The sequence below is a fragment of the Roseateles sp. P1_C6 genome, from assembly GCF_056406315.1.
In genome coordinates, this window is record NZ_JBFUAK010000008.1 from 255,085 (window position 1) to 272,083 (window position 16,999).

At 67.5% G+C, this 16,999-nt stretch carries 13 protein-coding genes; 11 read left to right on the forward strand and 2 right to left on the reverse strand.

The window, feature by feature from the left end:
• Positions 1 to 189 precede the first annotated feature (189 nt).
• From AC1D29_RS19160 to AC1D29_RS19175, 4 genes are all read left to right on the forward strand, one after another.
• On the forward strand, positions 190 to 1,701 hold the full coding sequence (locus tag AC1D29_RS19160) for an MFS transporter (protein ID WP_477900323.1): 1,512 nt from the start codon (positions 190 to 192) through the stop codon (positions 1,699 to 1,701).
• Positions 1,702 to 1,794: 93 nt separating this feature from the next.
• The gene (locus AC1D29_RS19165) at positions 1,795 to 3,069 is read left to right on the forward strand and encodes a TIGR03862 family flavoprotein (protein WP_477900325.1); all 1,275 of its coding nucleotides are present in this window, start codon (positions 1,795 to 1,797) and stop codon (positions 3,067 to 3,069) included.
• A gap of 120 nt (positions 3,070 to 3,189) precedes the next feature.
• Positions 3,190 to 4,194 (forward strand): PEP-CTERM sorting domain-containing protein, encoded by a 1,005-nt coding sequence (locus AC1D29_RS19170; protein ID WP_477900327.1) that lies wholly within the window; start codon positions 3,190 to 3,192, stop codon positions 4,192 to 4,194.
• Positions 4,195 to 4,368: 174 nt separating this feature from the next.
• Positions 4,369 to 5,334, forward strand: coding sequence for a PEP-CTERM sorting domain-containing protein (locus tag AC1D29_RS19175; RefSeq protein WP_477900329.1), 966 nt, complete (start codon positions 4,369 to 4,371; stop codon positions 5,332 to 5,334).
• A gap of 4 nt (positions 5,335 to 5,338) precedes the next feature.
• On the opposite strand, the gene AC1D29_RS19180 is transcribed toward AC1D29_RS19175, so the two are convergent.
• Complete coding sequence (locus AC1D29_RS19180) at positions 5,339 to 6,505, reverse strand: hypothetical protein (RefSeq protein WP_477900331.1); 1,167 nt, start codon at positions 6,503 to 6,505, stop codon at positions 5,339 to 5,341.
• Positions 6,502 to 7,386 carry a hypothetical protein gene (locus AC1D29_RS19185; RefSeq protein ID WP_477900333.1) on the reverse strand — a complete coding sequence of 295 codons (885 nt, stop codon included), beginning with the start codon at positions 7,384 to 7,386 and terminating at the stop codon, positions 6,502 to 6,504. The genes AC1D29_RS19180 and AC1D29_RS19185 overlap by 4 nt, the downstream gene beginning before the upstream one ends.
• Positions 7,387 to 7,645: 259 nt before the next feature.
• Between AC1D29_RS19185 and AC1D29_RS19190 the strand changes: the two genes are divergently transcribed.
• From AC1D29_RS19190 to rplT, 7 genes are all read left to right on the forward strand, one after another.
• A complete protein-coding gene (locus tag AC1D29_RS19190) occupies positions 7,646 to 9,979 on the forward strand; it encodes a Tex family protein (protein WP_477900335.1) in 2,334 nt (777 codons plus the stop codon).
• 173 nt (positions 9,980 to 10,152) lie between these two features.
• Positions 10,153 to 12,387 carry a TonB-dependent receptor plug domain-containing protein gene (locus tag AC1D29_RS19195; protein ID WP_477900337.1) on the forward strand — a complete coding sequence of 745 codons (2,235 nt, stop codon included), beginning with the start codon at positions 10,153 to 10,155 and terminating at the stop codon, positions 12,385 to 12,387.
• A gap of 61 nt (positions 12,388 to 12,448) precedes the next feature.
• Complete coding sequence (locus AC1D29_RS19200) at positions 12,449 to 13,537, forward strand: patatin-like phospholipase family protein (protein WP_477900339.1); 1,089 nt, start codon at positions 12,449 to 12,451, stop codon at positions 13,535 to 13,537.
• Between the two features lie 180 nt (positions 13,538 to 13,717).
• Entirely contained in the window at positions 13,718 to 15,625 is a 1,908-nt protein-coding gene (gene thrS / locus AC1D29_RS19205; RefSeq protein WP_477900341.1) for a threonine--tRNA ligase, read from the forward strand.
• Positions 15,626 to 15,693: 68 nt separating this feature from the next.
• The gene (infC, locus tag AC1D29_RS19210; RefSeq protein WP_477900528.1) at positions 15,694 to 16,239 is read left to right on the forward strand and encodes a translation initiation factor IF-3; all 546 of its coding nucleotides are present in this window, start codon (positions 15,694 to 15,696) and stop codon (positions 16,237 to 16,239) included.
• Between the two features lie 120 nt (positions 16,240 to 16,359).
• A complete protein-coding gene (gene rpmI, locus AC1D29_RS19215; protein ID WP_056197410.1) occupies positions 16,360 to 16,563 on the forward strand; it encodes a 50S ribosomal protein L35 in 204 nt (67 codons plus the stop codon).
• A gap of 26 nt (positions 16,564 to 16,589) precedes the next feature.
• Positions 16,590 to 16,946 carry a 50S ribosomal protein L20 gene (gene rplT, locus AC1D29_RS19220; RefSeq protein WP_025564000.1) on the forward strand — a complete coding sequence of 119 codons (357 nt, stop codon included), beginning with the start codon at positions 16,590 to 16,592 and terminating at the stop codon, positions 16,944 to 16,946.
• The last annotated feature ends 53 nt before the right edge of the window (positions 16,947 to 16,999 follow it).

A 16,999-nucleotide genomic window follows, 5' to 3' on the forward strand; every position in this document is an offset into this window, starting at 1 on the left:
CGCCGGCGGCGCCACGCCCGCGCGACTTGCTGACGCCCCATCGAGGAGCGCCCGCAGGCGACCGGCACGAACCTCATGACCCAGGGTTGACGGCAGGCCCCAAAACATCCGGAAATGGGATACTCGCATCACGGAACGACAGACCACAAAAAATGAAACTGTCTTCCGAAATACCGGAGACAGCAAGTCATGGGCAGAACGATCTCGATGCGGCACACGCTGGCCTACGGCAGCGCCAACCTGCTGGGCAGCGGCGCCCTGGCCATCGCGGCCGCCTGGCTGCTCTATTTCTACACGACCTTCTGCGGGCTGACGGTGGTCGAGGCGGCCACGATCTTCTCCGTGGCCAGCATCCTGGATGCCATCAGCAACCCCGTGATGGGGTATATCAGCGACAACTTCTACAACACGCGACTGGGTCGCAGGTTCGGGCGCCGACGATTCTTCATTCTGGTCGGCATCCCGGCGGTGCTGCTGTATCCGCTGATGTGGATCGAGGGTTTCGGGTTCTGGTATTACCTGAGCATGTACGCCCTCTTCGAGCTGGTTTACACCATGATCATGGTGCCCTATGAAACCCTGGCGACGGAGATGACCACGGATTTCTCCGTCCGATCCAAACTCACGGGCTCCAAGGCCATGTTCGGCAAGGGCGCCAACTTCCTGGCGGCCTTCATCCCGGCCCAGCTGTTCCTGGTGTACAGCAAGGAGTCGGCCACGCCCTTCCTGCTCACCGGCATCATCTACGCCCTCATCATGTGCGCCGCCATGACGGCCCTGTACTTCTCCTCCTGGGAGCGGCCCGTCACCGAGGTCGTGCAGGAGCGCGCCGGCAGCCTGGGCAAAGCCCTCAAGAAACTCGCCCTGGACATGATGTCCACCTTTCACTTGAAGATTTTCCGCAAGCACCTGGGCATGTATCTGCTGGGGTTTGGGGCGGAATGGCTGTTTGCGTCGATATTCACCTATTTCATTGTCTTCTGCATGGGGCAGGACAAATCCGTCGTCGGCTACCTGAACAGTTTCAGCTCGGTGATGCAGCTGATATCGACCATGCTGTTCATCGGCCTGTGCATCAAGTTCGGTTTTGCGCGGCCCTACCGCATCGCCCTGCTCGTCGTTTGCGGCAGCGTGCTGGCCTATACCGCGCTGTTCTACCTTGGCTGGTCAAAGCAGACCACGGCCATCGCCCTCTTCGCGGTCACGGCCGTGTTCGGCCTGGGCACCGGCGGGGTCTACTACATCCCCTGGACGGTCTACACCTTCCTGGCCGACGTCGACGAAGTCCTGACGGGCCGGCGGCGTGAAGGCATCTATGCCGGCGCCATGACCTTCGCCGGCAAGATCACCCGCTCGGCCATCGTCTTCGCCATGGGCTGGACGCTGGGCCAGTTCGGCTTCCTGTCCGGCCAGGCCACGCAGCCGGACATCGCGGTCAACGCCATCATCGGCATCTTCACGCTGGGCGTGATCGGCCTGGGCCTGGGCGGCATCTACTACACCACCCAGATGAAGCTCGACCGCAAGAACCACGCCGTGCTGCTGCAAGAAATCGCCCGCATCAAGGCCGGTGGCCGCATTGCCGACGCCCCCGCAGAGGCCCGCGCCGTGGCGGAGGAACTGACCGGCTGGAAGTACGAGAAGTGCTGGGGCAACAACGCCCTGGCGCTGGCGGGGGCGAAACCGTCGGCAGCGGCCTGAGAGGCGGGGGCCCTGCATCGATGCCCGCGCCCGGCAGTCGGCCGGGCCTGCCTTCGCCGGACCCTGCGAGGGCGCCAGTTCCTAGAATCTGGCATGCATCCCAACAAAGATCTCACGGCCGATATCGCCATCATCGGCGGTGGCCCGGCCGGCCTGATGGCGGCCGAAGTGCTGGCCGCCGCCGGCCATGCCGTCACCGTCTTCGACGCCAAGCCCAGCGTGGGCCGCAAGTTCCTTCTGGCCGGCAAGGGCGGCCTCAACCTGACCCATTCCGAGCCCTTCGAGCCCTTCGTGGGCCGCTTCGGCGACCGCGCCGCGCAGCTCGAGCCGCTTCTGCGCGCGTTCGACGGCGACGCGCTGCGCGACTGGGCCGCGGGCCTGGGCGTGGAGACCTTCGTCGGCACCTCGGGACGCGTCTTCCCCAAAGACCTCAAAGCCGCGCCGCTGCTGCGTGCCTGGCTGCAGCGCCTGCGCGGCGCCGGCGTGAAGTTCGCGATGCGCCACCGCTGGACCGGCTGGGCCGCTGAATCTGACCCGGGTGCACTGCGCTTCGACACCCCCGACGGCGAACGCCTCGTGAGCCCGCGTGCGACGCTGCTCGCGCTGGGCGGCGCGTCTTGGCCGCAGCTGGGTTCGGACGGCGCCTGGGCGCCGTGGCTGGCCGAGCGCGGCGTGGGCATCGCGCGGCTGCAGCCGGCCAATTGCGGCTTCGACGTCGGTGCCACCGCCGCCCACCCGGACGGCCCGGGCTGGAGCCACCGCTTCGCGAGCGAGTTTGCCGGCCAGCCGATCAAGCCGGTCGCGCTGCAGACCGACGGCTTTCCCAACCGCGCGGGCGAATTCGTCGTCACGGCCACCGGCATCGAAGGCTCGCTGGTCTACGCGGCCAGCGGCCAGCTGCGCGAGCAGATCGCCAGCGCTGGTGCCGCCACGCTGCATCTGGATCTGCTGCCGCAGCTGGCGCCCGAGCGCGTGCTGGCCGAGGTCAGCCACCCGCGCGGCAGCCGGTCGCTGTCCTCGCACCTGAAAAGCCGCCTGCACCTGAACCCGCTGAAGCTGGGCCTGCTGCACGAACTGCTGACGCGCGAGCAGATGCTGGATGCGCCGACGCTGGCCGCCGCGCTCAAGCACCTGCCGCTGACGCTGCATGCGCCGCGCCCCATGGCCGAGGCCATCAGCACAGCCGGCGGCGTGCGCTTCGATGCGCTGGACGACGGCCTGATGCTGACCGCACTGCCCGGCGTGTTCTGCGCCGGCGAGATGCTGGACTGGGAGGCTCCCACCGGCGGTTACCTGCTGACCGCCAGCATCGCCAGCGGCCGCGCGGCGGCGCAGGGGCTGGCGCACTGGCTGTCCAGCAGGGGCTGAGCACCGCTGCGCACGCGGCGAGCGGGCGCTGTCCATCCCCTAGGCCGCAGTGCCGATTTCACCGCGCTGGCCCGGCGGGCGTTCATAGACTGCGCCGTCGCCACTTCACCCCGCGCTCGCATGCACGCCGTTCGCTTCAGCACCTTGGCCCTGAGCCTGATCGCCGCCTTCGTTCACGCACCCGCCGCGGCCGATGTCACGCCCCCGCCCCTGTCACTGGGCACGCCCGACATCTCCAACCTCTTCGGGCTGGAACTCAACCAGTGGTACGTCTTCGCGAACCGAGCCGCGGCAGGCACCATCGTTGACGGCCAGCTCAGCGAGCAGGTGCTCTCCAAGGTCGTGCCGACCGGTGCAGACCTGAGCCTGCGCGCCGAGGATTCGCAGACTTCCGGCAGCAAGCTCGCCTCGGCGATGGCAAGGGTGTCGCCCACCAGCATCGGCGCGTCGGCGTCCGCACACGACCCGCTCAACCCGCTGGGCGCGGGGACGGCGGCGATCAGCTATTCGACGGTGACCTACTTCGCCCTGCTGGACCAGGACACCAGCTTCAAGTTCGACTTCAAGCTCGACGGGCAGCTGCGCAGAGTGGGCGATGCCATGGCGCCCGATACCTCGGGCGCCGCGGTCGCCGGGCTGGCCTATGGCTCGCACGCCAACTACACGGGCGCCGCCGCGAACGCCGCCTTCCTGGCAGCCGGGCTGGACCTGGATGCCGGCAGCGAGCCGCTGATCCAGCAACTGAGCCATCTGCAGTCCAGCACGCAGACCCACCTCGACGCCTTCGGCGCCCAGACCAGTTCGGTCAACAGCTCGATCGACGTCGACACCACGCTGCACGTGACGGCGCAAGGCACGCAGCAGAACTGCCAGACCCCGATCTCGCCGGCCTGCGGTCGCTATTTCTACTTCTTCAACGTGCTGCTATTCAACGGCGCGCAGAACGGCGGCGTCGCCGACTTCTCGAACAGCCTGAAAGTCACCGGCGTCTCGATGGATGGCGGCCCCGCCCTGCCCTTCAACGCCATCTCGCCCGTGCCCGAGCCGACCAGCGCAGCGCTGCTGTTCGCCGGGCTGATGGGCGTGGCTGGCATCGTCGCGCGCCGCCGCCGTCAGATCGCCTGACCGCCCGACACCTCGACGCGCCGGGCGACGGCCGCCCGGCTCGGCGTCCAGGCGGCGTGAGCGGCCCGGCCCCGCAACTGCGGGGTCCGGCGCCCCTAGCTTGAAGCCTGCAACGCATGAGGGCGGGCCCGACACCTTCCTAGACTCGCGGCTCTTTTGCCTGCCCATCGCCTCATGCTCCATCGCACCCCGCTTGCCCTCTCCCTCGGCCTGCTGCTCAACGCCGGCGCCGCCGTCGCGCAGGCCACGCTGCCGCTCCCGCCGCTGTCCGGCCTCACGCCGGGCCAATGGTTCGTCGGCAGCAACCAGGTGTCTGCCAGCACGCTGATCGACGGCATCGAGAGCGGCAAGGACGCCTTCCACATTGCGCCCCGGCCGACCGAACTGGCGATGGACGTGAAGGACGGCCAGACCCAGGGCAGCAAGTCCGCGACGGCTTTCGCGCGCGTGGGGCCCAACAGCCTGGGCACCGCCGTCGGCGCCAGCGATCCGCTGAACCCCGACAGCACGTTCACGGGCGCGCTCGCCCAGGCGTCGCTGCTGTATGTGGCCGTGCTCGACAACCCGGTGTCGGTTCGCTTCGAACTGAAGCTCGACGGCCAGCTGGACGTGAACGGCAGCCGCAGCCTCGGCAGCGATCGCTCGAGCGCATCGCTCGCGATGTTCGCGTGGGGTTCGCAAAGCAATGGCACGACGGAGCAGCAGCGCGCGCTGTTCGCCAATGCCGGCATCGACATCGACGCCGAGGGCGACGCGATGCTGGCACAGCTGCAGGCCTGGCCCACGTCGACGCAGGCCCACCTCGCGACACTGGGCGCCCAGGCCACCACCAGCAGCCCCCATGTGACGGTGGACGAGACGCTGCACGTGACGGCCGAGGGCACGCGCATCGACTGCGACGTCAGCGTCGCGCCCATCTGCGGTCGCTATGTCTACTACGTGGGCGTCTCGCTGTTCACGCTGGCCCAGAACGGCGGCTTCGCAGATTTCTCGCACACGCTGCAGGTCAGCAGCTTCAGCATCGATGGCGGGGCAGCACAGGCCTTCGCGCCGACGTCTCCCGTGCCCGAGCCCGCGAGCGCGCTGCTGATGCTGATCGGTGGCGCGGCGCTGCTGGCGCGACGCCGGCGCGCGCGCTGAGCCCTCAGTTCGGCCCCAGCTGGGCCTGCAGCTGCGCGACGTCTTTGCCCAGCTCGGCCAGGTAGCGGTCGCGCTCCTCGCTGGTCCACTCCGTGTCCGCAAAGCCTTTCAGCGCGTAGCTGCCGCTTCGGTGCACAACACCCTCCCGCCGCGGCAGCATCGCGCGGTCGGGGAAGCGGTCCTGCAGCAGCAGGAAGCCCTGCAGGTCCCGCAGCCGCAGCGGCATGGCCGGCGCCGCATCGCGCAGCAGCTTGCCGAACACGCGCAGCCGCGCCGTCTGCGCGCCATTGCCCAGCTCCTCGTTGAAGCTGACCAGCGCAAACGGCTCGCCCCTGGCGTCGTCCACCCGTGCGTTGACGACGTAGCGGCCGGCCTGCTTGACGTTCAGGCCGACGACGAAGTCCAGTGAACCGTCCGCGACGCGGTCGCTGATGGCGCCCCATTCGGCCGGCACCAGCGGCTGGTAGACGACGTCGAAGTTGACGACGCCCTGGCGGCCGTCCTGGCTCAACGTGACCTGCAGGCGCACCGTGCCGGCGAAGTCGGAGAAGGCCGTCTGCGACGGCTGGAACAGCGCGCTGTAGACGCCCTCGTTGCCCGTGAAGTTCAGCGCCAGCTGCGGCCGGCCGGCCACCTGACGCGGGTCCGGCAGGTCGAAGGCGACGGCGCGCGTGATCAGCAGCGGCAGCGGCTTGCCCGCGTCATCCTGCGCGCTGACGCTGACCTTGACGACCTCGTCGCCGCTCATGAAGACGCGATCCTGCGTGGTGACGATGCGCACGCCCGGCACCGCGGCCTTGCTGCCGGGAAAGCGCAGCGGCAGGCTTTCCTGGATGGGCGCGAAGGGGTGCAGCTGGTCCGGGTGCTCGGCGATGGGGCGCGACTCGTGCGGGTAGCGCGTCTGCTCGCGGTAGGTGGCCAGCGTGACGCGGGCGCGCTCCAGGCGCTGCAACAGTTGCTCGCGCTGGGCCAGGCGCTCGCGCAGTGCCGCGTCCGTGAACGGCGCCCCCGTCTGCCGGGATGGCACTGCCGGGGCGGCGACCGGCAGCGCAAGGTGGCTGCGTCCGGCCGCGTCGCTCACGGCCACCGGCGCCGCCGCGCGCCCGGGCCAGGCCCACCAGGCCAGCAGGCCGGCCAGCGTCGCGCCGGCCAGCCAAGCCGCGGGCTTCATTTGGCGTAATTGACCATGTCGGCCCGCACCAGGCCCACGGTGCCCTGCCAGTTGCCGCTGGTGTAGTGGTTGTAGGCCTCGCCGGTGTCACGGAACACGACCGAGTGGTTGCTCCACTTGGCCTTGCCGCCCTCGGCCGGCGCGGTGCCCAGCGTCAAGTCGTTGCACAGCCAGTCGCTGGGGTTGCAGTAGCTGCCGCCGCCGCTGCCGGAGATGCCACCGGCGGAGTGATAGGCGATGGCCTCGTCGTCCTGGCCCGGCAGCACGAAGGAGTACAGCGTGCCCTTGGCGCCCGCCCACATGTAGAACATCTTGGCGCGCGTGTTGTTGTGGTCGTACAGCGCGCGCGCCGTGCCCGTCTTCAGGTCGGCCACCAGCGGCTCGCTCAGGGCCCAGTCGCCCGCGTTGGCCAGCTCGCTGCCGCCACCGGCGCCGGCCGCCACGTCCACCCACTTGATGTTCCAGCCCGTCTGCGTGGAGCCGTCGGTGTTGCCGCAGGCGCCGTCCGGGCCGGGCGACGCGTTCTTCTTGTAGCGCGCGCTGCCGCCGTACAGGGACAGCGTGTAGCCGATCATCAGGTCGCCCGCGCTGTGGGCGGCCACGTAGCACCAGTTGGCGCCGGTGCAGTAGCAGTCCAGCGCGTTGCGCACCAGGTAGTTCTGGTCCGAGATGTGGTTGTAGCCGTCCCAGTTGACGGCCTTCTTGTTGACGCCGGCGGCCGTGCCGGCAGGGCCCCAGTAGGTGAAGTCGGCGTAGTTGCCGGCCACGCCGCCGCCGGTGCGGCCGTTGACCCACAGCGAGTAGTTGGTCGCCAACGCGGCCCCGGCCGCGAGGGCGGCACCGAGAACCATCAGAAACCGGCGAGAAAGGATCTTCCGCATCGTTGTCTCCTGTGTTGTTTGATCTCTGGGTATCGGACTTGCGCGGCGGACTTTATTGAGGGGCCAGCCCTGGCAAACCCTCGGTAACCCGCAGAAATCGCGCACGCCCCTACAGATGGGAGCGACAGGAAAAGGAGACTTGACGCGGCAAGCGTCAACAGGCAGCACGGCCTGAGAGACGCGCAGCGGCTCGTCGAACCTTTCGCCAAAACCCGTGTGGGAAAATCGAAGGCTTTTCGCCCGATTTCCCGAGCCCGTTTTGGACACCACCAAGCTGATCGTTTCCCAGATTGCCGCCGAGCTGAAGGTGCGGCCCGCCCAGGTGCAGGCCGCCGTCGAGCTGCTGGACGGCGGGGCCACCGTGCCCTTCATCGCCCGCTACCGCAAGGAGGCCACCGACGGCCTCGACGACATCCAGCTGCGCGAGCTGGACGCCCGCCTGGCCTACCTGCGCGAGTTGGCTGACCGCCGCGAGGCCGTGCTGAAGAGCATTGCCGAGCAGGGCAAGCTGACGCCGGAACTGGAAGCCGCCATCCGCACGGCCCCGACCAAGCAGGAACTGGAAGACCTCTACCTGCCCTACAAGGTCAAGCGCCGCACCAAGGGCCTGATCGCCCGCGAGGCCGGCCTGGAGCCGCTGGCCGACCAGCTGTTCGCCGACCCAACGCTGGAGCCGCTGGCTGAAGCCGCGAAGTTCATCAACGCCGAAGCTGGCTTTGCCGACGCCCACGCCGTGCTGGACGGCGTGCGCGACCTGCTCAGCGAGCGCTGGGCCGAGGACGCCCTGCTGGTGGGCAAGCTGCGCGAGTGGCTGTGGACCGAAGGCCTGTTCCAGAGCAAGCTGATGGACGGCAAGAACGGCGAGCTGCCCGACAACGCCAAGTTCCGCGACTACTTCGACTACGCCGAGCCCATCCGCACCGTGCCGTCGCACCGCGCGCTGGCCGTCTTCCGCGGGCGCACGCTGGAACTGCTGGACGCCAAGCTGGTGCTGGACGAGGAAGTCGTCGCCGGCCAGCCGACGCTGGCTGAAGGCCGCATCGCCTCCCACCTGGGCTGGCGCCATGGCAACCGCCCGGGCGACGCGCTGATCCGCAAGACCATTGCCTGGACCTGGAAGGTCAAGCTGTCGCTGAGCCTGGAGCGCGACCTGTTCGCCCGGCTGCGCGAGGCGGCGGAAGCCACCGCCATCAAGGTCTTCGCCGAGAACCTGCGCGACCTGCTGCTGGCCGCACCCGCCGGCAAGCGCGTCGTCATGGGGCTGGACCCCGGCATCCGTACCGGCGTGAAGGTGGCCGTGGTGTCCGACACCGGTCGCGTGCTGGACACGTCCACCGTCTACCCGCACGAGCCCCGCCGCGACTGGGACGGCTCGCTGCACACGCTGGCCAAGCTGTGCGCCACGCACGGCGTGAACCTGATCGCCATCGGCAACGGCACCGCCAGCCGCGAGACCGACAAGCTGGCGGCTGAGCTGATCAAGAAGCTGCAGGCGCTGGACGCGTCGGTGCAGATCGAGCGCGTGGTCGTCAGCGAGGCCGGCGCGTCGGTCTACTCGGCGTCGGAGTTCGCCTCCAAGGAGCTGCCCGATCTGGACGTCAGCCTGCGCGGCGCCGTCTCCATCGCCCGCCGCCTGCAGGACCCGCTGGCCGAGCTGGTCAAGATCGACCCCAAGAGCATCGGCGTGGGCCAGTACCAGCACGACGTGAACCAGAGCGAGATGGCGCGCGCGCTGGACGCCGTCGTCGAGGACTGCGTGAACAAGGTGGGCGTGGATCTGAACACTGCGTCGCAGGCCTTGCTGGCCCGCGTGTCCGGCCTGTCGGGCTCGGTGGCCAGCAGCATCGTGCGCTGGCGCGACGCCAACGGCGCCTTCCGCAACCGCCAGCAGTTGCTGGACGTGACCGGCCTGGGCCCCAAGACCTTCGAGCAGTCCGCCGGCTTCCTGCGCATCCGCGGTGGCGACAACCCGCTGGACTTCAGCGGCGTGCACCCCGAGACCTACCCGCTCGTCGAGAAGGCGCTCACGCTGCTGAAGCGCTCCGCCGACGAGATCGTGGGCCGCAGCGAGGTGCTGCGCACGCTCAAGCCGGAGCTGCTGGCGGACGAGAAGTTCGGCCTCATCACCGTCAAGGACGTGCTGGCCGAGCTGGAAAAGCCCGGCCGCGACCCGCGCCCGGACTTCAAGGTGGCGCGCTTCAACGACGGCGTCGAGGACGTCAAGGACTTGCAGCCCGGCATGCTGCTGGAAGGCACGGTCAGCAACGTCGCGCAGTTCGGCGCCTTCGTCGACCTGGGCGTGCACCAGGACGGCCTGATCCACGTCAGCCAGCTGTCCAACAAGTTCGTCAGCGACGCCCGTGAAGTGGTCAAGACCGGCGACATCGTCAAGGTCAAGGTGCTGGAAGTGGACCTGGCTCGCCAGCGCATCTCGCTGACGATGAAGCTGGACGCGCAGGCGCCGCGCGGACCTAAGCAGGACAACAGCTACCGGCCGCCCGCCCGCAACGAACGCGCCGGCGGCGCCTCGCGCGACGCTCAACCCGCCGCCGGCGGCGCGATGGCCGCGGCCTTCGCCAAGCTCAAACGCTGACGCGTTGCAGCGGCGCACTGACCTTCGTCATCGTCACAAGCTGCTGCCATCATCGCGGCCCACACCACGGGCCGTCGATTGACGCCCCTGAAATTGCAGCTTGTCGCAGCACCGCTGCGCAGCGCCCTCGGCACGGCTATGGTCCGCGCCGCCTCGTACCCTCGGAGTCCCTTTTGAAAACCCCCGCCCTCGCCTCGCTGCTTCTGCTCAGCCCCGTCCTGGTTCTGGCCCAGCAGGAGGTTGACCGCGCACAAAGCTCGCCCTCGCCGCAAGGCAACCAGCTCGAGCGCGTCTCGGTGACGCGCCAGCAGACCGACACCGACCTGCGCCGCCGCGAGCCCGTCGCCAAGCAGCTGTACGGCCGCGAAGAGCTGGACAAATACGGCGACACCCAGCTCTCCGACGTGCTGAAGCGCCTGCCGGGCATCAACGTCTCCGGCGGCCAGCTGCGCATGCGCGGCCTCGGCGGCGCCTACACGCAGATCCTCGTCAACGGCGAACCGGCGCCCCCCGGATTCAGCCTGGACAACCTGAACCCTGCCCAGGTCGAGCGCCTGGAGGTGACCAAGGCGCCGACGGCCGACCAGAGCGCCCAGGCCATCGCCGGCACACTGAACATCATCCTGAAGGACGCCCCACGCGTCGTGCAGAAGGACCTCCGGCTGGGCATGTCCTATGCGTCAGAGAAGCCGGTCATCAACGCCGGCTTCACCTATGGCGACCGCGTGGTGGGCGGTCTGGGCTTCGTGCTGCCAATCTCGGTCTACCAGTGGAACTTCAAGAACGAGCTGGACGGCGAGCGCCTGACCAACGCCAACCCGGTGGCGCCCGCCGTGCGCCAGCACGTCAGCAGCGAGGGCTACGACCGCGCCCATGGCCGCGGCATCAACGTGTCGCCGCGCCTGAACTGGAAGCTGGGCGACGACGAGACGCTGAGCCTGCAGGGTTTCTTCGTCAGCAACCGCTTCCGCAACGAGGGTGAGAACACCATCACCAAGGCGGCCGACAACGACGCCAGCTACACGCCACGCGCGCTGAACGAGACGACGCGCAACCGCGGCACATTCTCGGCGCAGCGCGTCAACCTGCAATACAACAACCGCTTCGGCGAGGACCGCCGCATCGAGCTGCGCGCCGGTGCCGGCTCCGGTGGCGCCGACTTCAACTTCGACTACGAAGGCCGCGGCGGCATCGTGCCAATCCAGCGCACCACATCGGGCGAGAACCGCAACCGCAACGCCACGCTGTCGGGCAAGTACAGCCAGTACGCCGGCGAGGCACACACCGTCACCGTCGGCGGCGAGCTGGAACGCCGCACGCGCGACGAGCAGCGCCGCACGGTGGAAAACGGCAACGACCTGCTGCCCGGCATCGAGGGCCAGCCCTTCAACGCCCGCATCACGCGCACGGCCTTCTACGCGCAGGACGAGTGGGAGATCAACAAGCAGTGGTCCGCCTACTTCGGCGTGCGCCACGAGGAGCTGAAGTTCGAGAGCGAAGGCGACCGCGACTTCGTCGGCAGCAGCGATTTCAAGAGCACCAGCAAGGTCACGACGCCGCTGCTGCACCTGAACTTCAAGCCCGACCCCAAGGGCCGCGACTTGGTGCGCGCCAGCCTCACGCGCAGCTACAAGGCGCCCGATGTGCAGCAGCTGATCAACCGGCCGTCCATCAACACGACCGAGCCACTGATCGTCGGCAACACCCGCACGACACCCGACCGCACCGGCAACCCCGCGCTGAAGCCGGAGCTGGCCACCGGCCTGGACATCGCCTACGAGAGCTATCTGCCGGCCGGCGGCCTGGTCTCGGTGGGCGTGTTCCATCGCCGCATCACCAACCTGATCCGCACCGACCAGCCGCGCCTGATGACCGTGCCCTGGGCGCCGACGCAGCGCTGGGTCGTCACGCAGATCAACCTCAGCAAGGCCACCACGCAAGGCCTGGAGCTGGAGGTCAAGGGCCGTGCGGGCGAGCTGTTCCCCAGCCTGTTCGAGCCGACCACGGCGCTGTCGCTGCGCGCGTCGTTGAATGTCTATCGTTCGTCGGTCAGCGACATCCCCGGGTCCAACAACCGACTGGAAGGCCAACAGCCCTGGCAGTTCAACTTTGGCGCCGACTACCGCATGAAGAGCCTGCCGATCAGCATGGGCTTCAGCGCGCAGATCGCGCCTGAATACGAGGTGCAGCAAAGCGCGCTGCAGAGCCAGGAAACCTTCCCCGCCCGCTCGGTGGATGCGTTCGCGATGATGCAGGTCAACAAGCAGGACAGCGTGCGCGTCAGCGTCAACGGCCTGTTCCAGCCCAGGCAGGGCAACCGGGTGACCTTCACTGATCTGGCGGACTTCACGATGAACGAGCGCAAGCCCGTCGCATGGTGGTCGGTGAACTGGGAACACAAGTTCTGAGCGACTGCGCCGTCCCGGCCGTGTCATGCGGCATGGCCGGGCTCGGCTATCTTGTGAGGCCATGACTTCACAAGCCCTTCAAGTGTTTGCCGGCCCGGCCGCCAAGGCCCGGTTGGCCGAGCGCGGCCTGCGCGCCGCCGACGTCGGCCTGATCCCCGCCGCTGCCGGCGGCCCCAAGGGCCTGATCCTCAAYGGCCTGGACCGCTACGTCTTCGGCGACTGGCTGCCGCAAAGCACCCAGACCGTCCACCTGGTCGGCGCCAGCATCGGCGCCTGGCGCATGGCGACCGCCGCGCTGGCTCACCGCGACGTGGCCGCGGCCTTCGACACCATGGCCGAGGCCTATGTGACGCAGGAGTACGACGTGCTGCCCGGCGAGAAGCGCCCGCGGCCGGAGGGCGTCAGCAAGCGCTTCGGCGAGATCCTGGGCGAGATCTTCCAGGGTCGCGAATCGGAAGTGCTGGCCCACCCGCGGCTGCGGCTGCACGTGGTCACATCGCGTGGTCGCGCCGGTTTGCTGGCGCGCGAAGGCAAGCTGCGCACGCCGCTGGGCTACCTGGGCGCGTTCGCGGCCAATGCCGTGTCGCGCCCGCTGCTGGGCCAGTTCCTCGAGCGCGTCATCTTCTCCGACCCGCGCGACCGCCTGCCGTTGAAGCTGGTCGACTTCACGACCCGGGAGGTGCACCTGTCGCGCGCCAACCTGCGCGGCGCGCTGCTGGCCAGCTGCTCCATCCCGTTCTGGCTGCAGGCCCAGCACGACCTGCCCGGCGCACCGCGTGGGGCCTACTGGGACGGCGGCATCACCGACTACCACCTGCACCTGGACTACCGCGCGCTGCAGGACGCGCACGCGCCGCTGGTGCTGTACCCGCATTTCCAGCGCCAGGTCGTGCCCGGCTGGCTGGACAAGGCGCTCAAGCATCGCCACCGCGCCACGGCCTTCCTCGACAACGTCGTGCTGCTGTGCCCGTCGCCCGAGTTCATCGCCCAACTGCCAGGCGCCAAGCTGCCGGACCGCAACGACTTCATCAAGCTGGACGCCGACGAACGCCGCCGCCGCTGGCGCGTGGCCGTGACAGAGAGCCAGCGACTGGCCGACGAATTCGCCGCGTTGGCCCAGCGCGACTCCATTTCGGCACTGCCGCTTTAGAATCGCGGCTCCCTCCCCTCAAAAAGAGCGAGAAAGGCACCCTGGTTATGACACCGCGAACTACGACCACCTTCACCGGTACCTAGTCGGCCGCGGCTCGTCACGCCAGTCCTTTGGACTTTCACCAATCAAGCGCGGCAAGTGGCCGCGCTTTTTTGTTTTCGCTTTCCGGAGCACCCCATGATTTCCATCCAACTCCCCGACGGTTCGCGTCGTGAGTTCCCCGCCGCACTGTCGGTTGGCGACGTTGCCGCCAGCATCGGCGCCGGCCTGGCCAAGGCCGCGCTCGGCGGTCGCGTTGACGGCCAGCTCGTCGACCTCAGCCACGTCATCGACAAGGACGCCCAGCTCGCCATCGTCACCGACAAGGACGCCGACGGCCTGGAGCTGATCCGCCACTCCACGGCCCACCTGCTGGCCTATGCCGTCAAGTCGCTGTACCCCGACGCCCAGGTCACCATCGGTCCGGTCATCGAAAACGGCTTCTATTACGACTTCGCCTACAAGCGCCCCTTCACGCCCGAGGATCTGGCCGCCATCGAGTCCAAGATGACCGAGCTGGCCAAGAAGGACGAGAAGGTCCAGCGCCGCGTGCTGCCGCGCGACGAGGCCGTGGCCCACTTCAAGGCCATGGGCGAGGCCTACAAGGCCGAGATCATCGAGAGCATCCCGGCCGACCAGGATGTCTCGCTGTACGCCGAAGGTGCGTTCGAAGACCTGTGCCGCGGCCCGCACGTGCCCAGCACGGGCAAGCTCAAGCACTTCAAGCTGATGAAGGTGGCCGGCGCCTACTGGCGCGGCGACCACCGCAACGAACAGCTGCAGCGCATCTACGGCACGGCCTGGGCGACCAAGGACGACCTGCAGAAGTACCTGACGATGCTGGAGGAAGCCGAGAAGCGCGACCACCGCAGGCTAGGCAAAGAGCTGGACCTCTTCCACATCGACGAGCACGCCCCCGGCGTGGTCTTCTGGCACCCCAAGGGCTGGACGGTCTGGCAGGAGGTGGAACAGTACATGCGCCGCGTCTACCGCGACAACGGCTACCAGGAGGTCAAGGGCCCCCAACTGCTCGACAAGTCGCTGTGGGAGGCCTCGGGCCACTGGGACAAGTACAAGGACAACATGTTCACGACGGAATCGGAGAAGCGTGACTACGCGCTCAAGCCGATGAACTGTCCAGGGCACATCCTGATCTTCAAGCACGGCGTCAAGAGCTACCGCGACCTGCCGCTGCGCTTCGGCGAGTTCGGCCAATGCCACCGCAACGAGCCCACTGGAGGCCTGCACGGCATCATGCGCGTGCGCGGCTTCACGCAGGACGACGGCCACATCTTCTGCACGGAAGACCAGATCCTGCCGGAATGCGTGGCCTACACCGCCCTGCTGCAGCGCGTCTACAAGGACTTCGGCTTCACGGACATCATCTACAAGGTCGCGACACGCCCTGAGGCCCGCATCGGCTCGGACGAAGTCTGGGACAAAGCCGAGCACGCGCTGATGGAGAGCCTGCGCGCCTCCGGCGTTGAATTCGAGGTCGCACCGGGCGACGGCGCCTTCTACGGCCCCAAGATCGAGTACACGCTGAAGGATGCCCTTGGCCGCCAGTGGCAGTGCGGCACGATGCAGGTCGATTTCTCGATGCCGGGCCGATTGGGCGCCGAGTTCGTCGACGAGGACGGTCAGCACAAGAACCCCGTCATGTTGCACCGCGCCATCGTCGGCAGCCTGGAGCGTTTCATCGGCATTCTGATCGAGCAGCATGCCGGTGCGCTGCCCGTCTGGCTGGCGCCGACGCAGGTCGTGGTGGCCAATATCACCGACGCGCAGGCCGATTACGTGTCTGAAATTGTGAAATCGCTGCAAAAACAAGGGCTTAGGGCCTCGGCGGATTTGCGCAATGAGAAGATCACCTATAAAATCCGCCAGCATTCCATGCAAAAGCTGCCGTACATCCTCGTCGTAGGCGACAAGGAAAAGGCGAATGGCAGCGTTGCGGTACGCGCCCGTGGCAACCAGGACCTCGGCGTGATGCCCCTGCAGGACTTCCTCAACCGGATCTCCGCAGACATCACCAACAAGGTCTGACAAGCCTTTCGGGCGCGATTTGTTTTGTTTGGGCCCCTCGCCTTGGGGCCTGTTGAAAGGTCTACACCATCGCTACGTTTGCCGACCGTCGTGCGATTCCGGAGCGCAAGCACCGGTTGAACCGCGAAATCATGGCTCCCGAAGTCCGTCTGAACGGCCCCGAGAACGAACCCATCGGCGTCGTCAGCATCCAGGAAGCCCTGCGTATGGCGGGCGACATGGATGTGGATCTGGTCGAGATCTCTGCCACCGCCAATCCGCCGGTCTGCCGGCTGATGGACTACGGCAAGTTCAAATACCAGGAGCAAAAGCGCGCCGCCGAAGCCAAGGCCAAGCAGAAGATCATCGAGATCAAGGAAGTCAAGTTCCGCCCGGGCACGGACGAAGGCGACTACCAGATCAAGATGCGCAATCTGCGCCGCTTCATCGCCGAAGACGGCGACAAGGGCAAGGTCACGCTGCGCTACCGGGGCCGTGAAATCACCCACCAGGACATCGGTATGCGCCTGCTGGAGCGGATTCGCGACGAACTGGCCGACGTGGCGATCGTGGAGAACATGCCGAAGCTCGAAGGTCGGCAAATGATCATGGTCCTGGCGCCCAAAAAGCGTTAAGACCAAAACAGGTTTGATCGGTCGGTTTGGTCGCCGGCCGATTCACAAGTCTCCTGAGGCCAACAAGCATGCCGGGCTCACCGGTATCGCCCCAGGGACACACTTAGAAGGAGCATCAACATGCCCAAAATGAAGACCAAGAGCAGCGCGAAAAAGCGTTTTCGCGTTCGTCCGGGTGGCACCGTCAAGCGCGGTCAGGCGTTCAAGCGCCACATCCTGACCAAGAAGACCACGAAGAACAAGCGTCAGCTCCGCGGCGCCGTCACCGTGCACGAAACCAACATGGGTCACATCGCTCAGATGCTGCCCTTTGCTGGTCTGTAATCCACTAAAGACTCAAGGAGAAACACATGCCTCGCGTCAAACGTGGTGTAACCGCTCGTGCCCGTCACAAGAAGGTCTTGGCTCTGGCCAAGGGCTTCCGGGGTCGTCGTAAGAACGTCTTCCGCATCGCCAAGCAGGCGGTGATGAAGGCGGGCCAATACGCCTACCGTGACCGCCGTACCAAGAAGCGCGTCTTCCGTCAGCTCTGGATCGCCCGTATCAACGCAGCTTCGCGTGGTCTGGGTCTGTCCTACAGCAAGTTCGTGGCGGGTCTGAAGAAGGCCCAGATCGAGATCGACCGCAAGGTCCTCGCCGATCTGGCCGTGAACGACCCGGCTGGTTTTGCCAGCATCTTCGCCAAGGTGAAGGCCGCGCTCGCCTGATTGCGACCCGCTCCGGCTCACGTCGGAGCACGCAAACTTTCGGGGCCGGCCCA

What these genes read in the sequence shown, in the direction of transcription:
- AC1D29_RS19160 (WP_477900323.1), top strand. Translation starts at nt 190, where the DNA reads ATGGGCAGAACGATCTCGATGCGGCACACGCTGGCCTACGGCAGCGCC.
- AC1D29_RS19165 (WP_477900325.1), top strand. Translation starts at nt 1,795, where the DNA reads ATGCATCCCAACAAAGATCTCACGGCCGATATCGCCATCATCGGCGGT.
- AC1D29_RS19170 (WP_477900327.1), top strand. Translation starts at nt 3,190, where the DNA reads ATGCACGCCGTTCGCTTCAGCACCTTGGCCCTGAGCCTGATCGCCGCC.
- AC1D29_RS19175 (WP_477900329.1), top strand. Translation starts at nt 4,369, where the DNA reads ATGCTCCATCGCACCCCGCTTGCCCTCTCCCTCGGCCTGCTGCTCAAC.
- AC1D29_RS19180 (WP_477900331.1), bottom strand. Translation starts at nt 6,505, where the DNA reads ATGAAGCCCGCGGCTTGGCTGGCCGGCGCGACGCTGGCCGGCCTGCTG.
- AC1D29_RS19185 (WP_477900333.1), bottom strand. Translation starts at nt 7,386, where the DNA reads ATGCGGAAGATCCTTTCTCGCCGGTTTCTGATGGTTCTCGGTGCCGCC.
- thrS (WP_477900341.1), top strand. Translation starts at nt 13,718, where the DNA reads ATGATTTCCATCCAACTCCCCGACGGTTCGCGTCGTGAGTTCCCCGCC.
- rpmI (WP_056197410.1), top strand. Translation starts at nt 16,360, where the DNA reads ATGCCCAAAATGAAGACCAAGAGCAGCGCGAAAAAGCGTTTTCGCGTT.
- rplT (WP_025564000.1), top strand. Translation starts at nt 16,590, where the DNA reads ATGCCTCGCGTCAAACGTGGTGTAACCGCTCGTGCCCGTCACAAGAAG.